The 6,577-nt window shown below is 71.8% G+C and carries 6 protein-coding genes; 4 read left to right on the forward strand and 2 right to left on the reverse strand.

The genetic code is table 11. The features are described from left to right. The coding region (locus ACJOT3_RS30965; RefSeq protein WP_406976674.1) for a phosphatidate cytidylyltransferase at positions 1-948 on the forward strand (948 nt) is incomplete at its 5' end. Positions 949-1,035: 87 nt separating this feature from the next. Continuing rightward, on the forward strand, positions 1,036-2,211 hold the full coding sequence (locus ACJOT3_RS30970) for a pyridoxal phosphate-dependent aminotransferase (protein ID WP_406976675.1): 1,176 nt from the start codon (positions 1,036-1,038) through the stop codon (positions 2,209-2,211). 216 nt (positions 2,212-2,427) lie between these two features. Here ACJOT3_RS30970 and ACJOT3_RS30975 read toward each other — a convergent pair whose 3' ends face one another. Then, entirely contained in the window at positions 2,428-3,549 is a 1,122-nt protein-coding gene (locus ACJOT3_RS30975) for an APC family permease (protein WP_406976676.1), read from the reverse strand. A gap of 58 nt (positions 3,550-3,607) precedes the next feature. Between ACJOT3_RS30975 and ACJOT3_RS30980 the strand changes: the two genes are divergently transcribed. Both ACJOT3_RS30980 and ACJOT3_RS30985 read left to right on the forward strand, forming a co-directional pair. Then, on the forward strand, positions 3,608-3,811 hold the full coding sequence (locus ACJOT3_RS30980) for a type II toxin-antitoxin system HicB family antitoxin (RefSeq protein ID WP_406976677.1): 204 nt from the start codon (positions 3,608-3,610) through the stop codon (positions 3,809-3,811). After that, a complete protein-coding gene (locus ACJOT3_RS30985) occupies positions 3,811-4,050 on the forward strand; it encodes a type II toxin-antitoxin system HicA family toxin (protein WP_406976678.1) in 240 nt (79 codons plus the stop codon). The genes ACJOT3_RS30980 and ACJOT3_RS30985 overlap by 1 nt, the downstream gene beginning before the upstream one ends. 58 nt (positions 4,051-4,108) lie before the next feature. Here ACJOT3_RS30985 and glgB read toward each other — a convergent pair whose 3' ends face one another. Beyond that, on the reverse strand, positions 4,109-6,274 hold the full coding sequence (gene glgB, locus ACJOT3_RS30990; protein ID WP_406976679.1) for a 1,4-alpha-glucan branching protein GlgB: 2,166 nt from the start codon (positions 6,272-6,274) through the stop codon (positions 4,109-4,111). Positions 6,275-6,577: the final 303 nt, after the last annotated feature.

Consider the following 6,577-nt stretch of genomic DNA (forward strand, 5'->3'; position numbering starts at 1 on the left):
ACTCCTTCCAGCGGCTCCGGAGGCGATGACCACTCGCCGGAGCACAGACCCGACGACACTCAGCAGGTCGGCCCCGGCGACGCCGGGGCCGACAAGGCCGACGGTCAGCGCTTCGTGCTGCACAAGCCGGGGGGTGAGCCGGTCAAGACCGGCCGCAACCTCCCGGTGGCCATCGCCAGCGGATGCCTTCTGGGCGCGCTGGTCTTCTTCTCGATCTTCCCCTGGCCCGCGCTGTTCACGATCATCACCTCCCTGGGGGTGCTGATCGGCATGCGCGAGCTCAATCGGGCGTTCGCCAGCAAGGGCATGGACGTCGCGGTGGTCCCCCTGGCCGTCGGCGGCGTCGCGATGCAGTCCGCCGCCTACTTCGGCGGCCCCGAGTGGCTGCTGGGGACCACCGCCCTGACCGCGATCGCCGCCCTGGTGTGGCGGTTGCGGGGCGGGGCGGACGGGTTCGTCGCCGACACCTCGGCGAGCATGTTCACCCTGGTCTACCTGCCGTTCCTGCTGGGAACGTGGATGCTGCTGATCGCCCACCCCGAGGACGGCCAGCAGCGCCTGGTGACGTTCATCGTGGTGACGATCTCCAGCGACATCGGCGGCTACTTCGCCGGGATCCTGCTGGGCCGGCACAAGATGGCGCCGGTGATCAGCCCGAACAAGACCTGGGAGGGCTTCGGCGGGTCCGTGCTGGGCTGCGCCCTGGCCGGCGCCCTGTGCGTGACGCTGATGCTCGGCGGCCCCTGGTGGGTCGGCGTGGTCCTGGGCCTGGCGGTGGTGCTGGCCGCGACGGTCGGGGACCTCATCGAGTCGCTGTTCAAGCGCGACCTGGGGATCAAGGACATGGGCCGGTTCATGCCGGGCCACGGCGGCCTGATGGACCGGCTGGACTCGCTGCTCATCGCGGGTCCGGTCGTGTGGATCGTGCTCAGCCTGCTCCTGCCCTGACGCGTACGTGGGGCGGGACCCGACGGGTCCCGCCCCACGCGCATGCCCGGATGGTGGCGGCGGCGTCCCGGAGGATACGCTCGGGGCGTGGAAAATCCGCTGATCGAACGAATGCGCGTGTACGGCGAGACGATCTTCGCCGAGATGACGCGGCTGGCCACGGAGACCGGATCGGTCAACCTGGGCCAGGGGTTCCCCGACACCGACGGGCCCCGCTCCCTGCTGGAGGCCGCCTCCCGCAACATCCTGGAGGGTGTCAACCAGTACCCGCCGGGCCCGGGGCGGCCGGAGCTGCGTCAGGCGGTCGGCCGCTACCGGTCGCGCCACTACGGGATCGACCTGGACCCGGACACCGAGGTGTACATCACGGTGGGGGCGACGGCGGGTATCGCCGCGGCCCTGCTGGCCCTGGTCGACCACGGCGACGAGGTCATCGTGTTCGAGCCGATGTACGACTCCTACGCCGCGATGATCACGCTGGCGGGCGGCGTCCGCCGCCCGGTCACCCTGCGCCCGGACCCGGCGACCGGCCGGTTCACCTTCGACCCCGCCGAGCTGCGCGCCGCCGTGGGGCCCCGGACCCGGATGGTGCTGGTCAACAGCCCGCACAACCCGACCGGGACGGTCTTCACCGCGCAGGAGCTGGAGGAGATCGCGGCGGTGTGCCGCGAGCACGACCTCCTCGCGTTCACCGACGAGGTGTACGAGTTCCTGACCTTCGACGGCAGGCCGCACGTGCCGCTGGCGACGCTGCCGGGGATGCGCGAACGCACCGTGTCGGTGTCCTCGGTGGGCAAGATGTTCGCCGTCACCGGCTGGAAGACCGGCTGGGTGATGGGCCCCGAACCGCTGGTGACGGCGGTGCGCACGGTCAACCAGTTCCTGACGTTCAGCTCCAACGGGGCGCTCCAGCTCGCGATCGCGGACGCCATCGACAACGAGGGCGACTGGATCGCCGCCCAGCGCGCCGCGCTCCAGGGCAAGCGCGACCGGCTGGCGGCGGGGCTGGCGGAGACCGGGTTCGACGTGAACGTCTCCGAGGGCACCTACTTCGTGATGGCCGACATCCGCCCGCTGGGGTACACGAGCGGGGTGGACATCGCCCGCGCCCTGCCCCGCGAGGCGGGCGTGGCGGCGGTCCCGGCGCAGGTCTTCTACGACCGCGAGAAGGAGGGCGAGCACCTGCTGCGCTTCGCCTTCTGCAAGCGCGACGAGATCCTGGACGAGGCGGTCTCCCGCCTCACCACCTGGCACCACCGCTGACCCCGAGCGAGGGAGGGCCCGCCATGAACCGCACCGTCGAACGTGATCCCGACGGGGGGTTCACCGCCTCCTTCCCCCCGCGCCCGGGTGTCATCGCCGCGGGCGAGGGCGGGACGGTGTCCGCGGCGCTCACCGACCCGGCGGCCGCCGTCGCCCTGCCGGAAGAGCACGTTTCGTGGGAGTGGGCCGGTGGCCCGGGCGGGCCACCGGCTCCTTTCACTTACGGGCGTCCATGAGGGTGATGAGGCGCTGTTCGGCGTCCGGGCCCGGGGGGACCCGGGGCAGGCGCCAGAGCAGCAGGGCCCCGGCGATCCACCAGGCCAGCACCATCGGCCACTCCTGGGGCCAGCCCAGGGCGGCGGGCATGCCCGGCAGGTAGAGCGTGAACAGGCCCAGCGAGAGCACCAGGGCGATCCACCCCACGGCGGGCCCGGCCGGGGTGCGGAAGGGCCGCTCCATGGCGGGTTCGCGGCGGCGCAGCACCAGGAAGCACACGACCACCGTCATGTAGGCGAGCACGATGTTCATCCCGCCCGCGTTGGTCAGCCACACCAGCATGGGGCGGCCGAAGAACGGCGCGACCGCCGACAGCGCGCCGATGAACAGGATGGCGTTGGCCGGGGTGCGGTACCGGGGGTGCAGGCGGCCGAACCAGTCCGGCGGCATCCGGGAGGCGGCCATCGCGTAGACCAGCCGGCTGCCGCCGATGAGGAAGGCGTTCCAGCTCGTCAGCAGCCCGGCGATGCCGCCGAGGACCAGTACGTCGCCCATCACCGGGCTGTTCCACATGGCGGCGACGGAGTCGGCCGAGGCCAGCTCGGAGTCCAGCAGCTCGGCCGGGGACAGGCCCGCCCCCGCGGTGAGCATGACCATCACGTACCAGGCGGTCGCGCACAGGACCGAGACCACCAGCAGCCCGCCCACCAGACGGTAGGGGATCTTGACCTCGGAGGCCGACTGCGGGATCACGTTGAACCCGACGAACAGGAACGGCACCGCCACCAGGACCACGAAGATCCCCGGCACGCCCCCGGTGAACAGGGGCTCCATGTTCTCCACCGAGCCGCCCACGAACGACCCGGTGAGCATGACCCCGCCGACGCACACCAGGAACACCACGGCGATGGTCTGGAACACGCTGGCGGGCTTGATGCCGATGTAGTTGATGAAGGTCATCGCCGCCGCGGCCGCCACGCCGGTGGCGACCAGGCTGGCGTACACGTCGTACCCGGCGATGGTCCACAGGTGCCCGACGCCCAGGTCGGGGAAGAGATGGACGAGCGTCTGGGGGACGGCGACCGCCGACCTCTCCGGTTCGGTCTGGGGAAACTTGGACACGCTGAGTGCGTCGAGGTTTAGCATGGGAGGCAGCCGCACCGTCCTAGGAAGGACTGCCATGAGCCGTGTTGTAACCGTGCATTACGCGATCGAGGAGAACCCCGAAGGCGGTTTCACCGCCTCGGCCAGTCTGCGTCCCGGTTCCATCGCGGTCGGTGAAGGCGAGACCAGAGAGGAGGCGGTGGACGACCTGAGAGAGGCCCTGGGCCTGCTCATCGAGGAGATCGGCATTCCCGATGAACTGGCTCTGGAGGTCGCTTGATGGCACCTCTGTCGCACTATCCGCTGGTCACCGGTGACCGCCTTGTCCGGGCCCTGGAGAAGGTCGGTTTCGTGGCGAGGCCCAAACGGGGGAAGGGCAGCCACACGATCCTTGTACACCCGGATGGCCGCTCGGCGACTGTTCCGTCCCACGGTGGCCGTGATCTGAACCGGACCACGGTGCGGTCGATCGTCGAAGGCGCCGGTCTCGGTCCTGAGGACTTGAAGAAGCTGCTCTGAAGACTTCACGGGAACGGCCCCGGTCCGCGGGGGACCGGGGCCGTTCCGACGACCGGGATCAGGGCCGGTGCTCGAACCAGACCGCGCCCAGCGGCGGCAGGGTCACCGGCGCCGAGTACGGCTGCCCGTGCCACTCCTGCACCTGGGCCTCCACGTGGGCGGGGGCCGGGTACTCCGAGCCGCCGAACCGGGCCTCGTCGGTGTTGAGCACCGCGTCCCAGCGGCCCGCCCAGGGCAGGCCGATCCGCCAGTCCGGGCGCGGCACCGGCGAGAAGTTCACCGCGCACACCAGCGCCGAGCCGTCCTCGCCCCGCCGCAGGTAGGAGAGCGTGTTGCCGTCGCGGTCGGCGCCGTCCAGCCACTGGAACCCGTCCGGGTCGGTGTCCAGCGACCACAGCGCCGGGCGCGGCCGGTACAGGTCGTTGAGCGCCTTGACCAGCCGCTGCGTCCCCGCGTGGTGGTCGTAGCGCAGCAGCCACCAGGGCACCCCGTCCAGGTGCGACCACTCGTCGCCCTGGGCGATCTCCCCGCCCATGAACAGCAGCTGCTTGCCCGGGTGCGACCACATGAACGCCAGCAGCGCCCGCAGGTTCGCCGACCGCTGCCACTCGTCGCCCGGCGGCCGGTTGAACAGCGAACCCTTGCCGTGCACCACCTCGTCGTGCGACAGCGGCAGCACGTAGTTCTCGCTGTAGGCGTACACCATCGAGAAGGTCAGCTCGTCGTGGTGGTACCGCCGGTGGACCGGCTCCTTCTCCACGTACTTCAGGGTGTCGTGCATCCACCCCATGTTCCACTTGAGCCCGAACCCGAGCCCGCCGTGGTCCACCGGCCGGGTCACCCCCGGGTAGGCGGTGGACTCCTCGGCGATCATCACCGCGTGCGGGTTGCGCCGGTACACGACGGTGTTGAGCTCCTTGAGGAAGTCGATCGCCTCCAGGTTCTCCCGGCCGCCGAACACGTTGGGCTCCCACCCGCCGTCCTCGCGCGAGTAGTCCAGGTACAGCATGGACGCCACCGCGTCCACCCGCAGCCCGTCGATGTGGAACTCCTCCAGCCAGTACAGGGCGTTGGCCACGAGGAAGTTGCGCACCTCGGTGCGCCCGTAGTTGAAGATGAGCGTCCCCCAGTCGGGGTGCTCGCCGCGGCGCGGGTCGGGGTGCTCGTACAGCGCGGTGCCGTCGAACCGGGCCAGCGCCCACTCGTCGCGCGGGAAGTGCGCGGGCACCCAGTCCAGCAGGACCCCCACCCCGGCCCGGTGCAGCGAGTCCACCAGGTGCCGGAACTCGTCGGGCGAGCCGAACCGGGGCGTGGGCGCGAAGTACGACGTCACCTGGTAGCCCCAGGACCCGTCGAAGGGGTGCCCGGCCACCGGCAGGAACTCCACGTGGGTGAACCCCAGCTCGGTGACGTACTCGACGAGCTGGTCGGCCAGCTCGGTGTAGGTCAGCCCCGGCCGCCACGACCCCAGGTGCACCTCGTACACGCTCATCGGCGCCCGGTGCGGCTCCACGCCCTTGCGCTCGGCCATCCACTCCTGGTCGGCCCATACGTGCCCGGAGGTCGTCACCACCGACGCGGTCTGCGGCGGCACCTGGGTGGCCCGCGCCATCGGGTCGGCCTTGTCCCGCCAGTGCCCGTCGGCGCCCAGCACCTGGAACTTGTACAGCGCCCCGTCGCCCACCCCGGGCACGAACAGCTCCCACACGCCGGTGCCGCCCAGGCTGCGCAGCGGGTGGCCGACGCCGTTCCACAGGTTGAAGTCGCCGATCAGGCGCACCCCGCGCGCGTTGGGCGCCCACACCGTGAACGAGGTGCCGGACACCTCGCCCGCGCCGGTCTCCAGGGTGCGGGTGTGCGCGCCCAGCGCCCGCCACAGCTCCTCGTGCCTGCCCTCGCCGAGGAGGTGCAGGTCCAGGTCGCCCAGGACGGGCGCGAACCGGTAGGGGTCGGCGGCCACGTGCTCGGCGCCGTCCTCGTAGCGGGCGGCGACCCGGTAGTCGGCGGGGTCGCCCAGCTTCTTTCCGGGCACCTTGGCGGTGAACACGCCCCGGTGCAGGTGCTCGGCCGGCACCCGTTCGCCGCCGCCCAGCTCCAGGTGGACCTCGGTGGCGTGGGGGCGCAGCACCCGCACCACGGTGGCCCGCCCCTGGGTGTGCACGCCCAGCACGGAGTGCGGGTCGTGGTGGTGGCCGTCGACCAGGCGGTCGATCTCGGCGAGCAGCGGGTCGGGTTCGGCGGCGGCGGCGCGGGCCGGGGCCGTGCGCGCGGGCGCCGTGCCCGCCGGGGCGGCCTTGGCGCGCGCCCTGGTGGCGGGTGCCTTGGTGGCGGGCGCCTTCTTCTTGGCGGCCGCCCCACCCTTGGCCGCCGCGGCCCTGGGCTTCTCGGCCGGGGCCGCCTTGGCCGCGGTCTTCCCGGCCGCGGCCTTCTTCGCCGGGGCCGTCCCGACCTCGGCCGCTCCGGCCTTGGTCTTCTCGGCCCTGGCCTTCTTGGCCGGGGCGGCCTCGGCCGCGGTCCTCTTCGCGGA

Origin of the sequence: Nocardiopsis protaetiae (assembly GCF_045446735.1) — a bacterium.
Taxonomy (GTDB): Bacteria; Actinomycetota; Actinomycetes; order Streptosporangiales; family Streptosporangiaceae; genus Nocardiopsis; species Nocardiopsis protaetiae.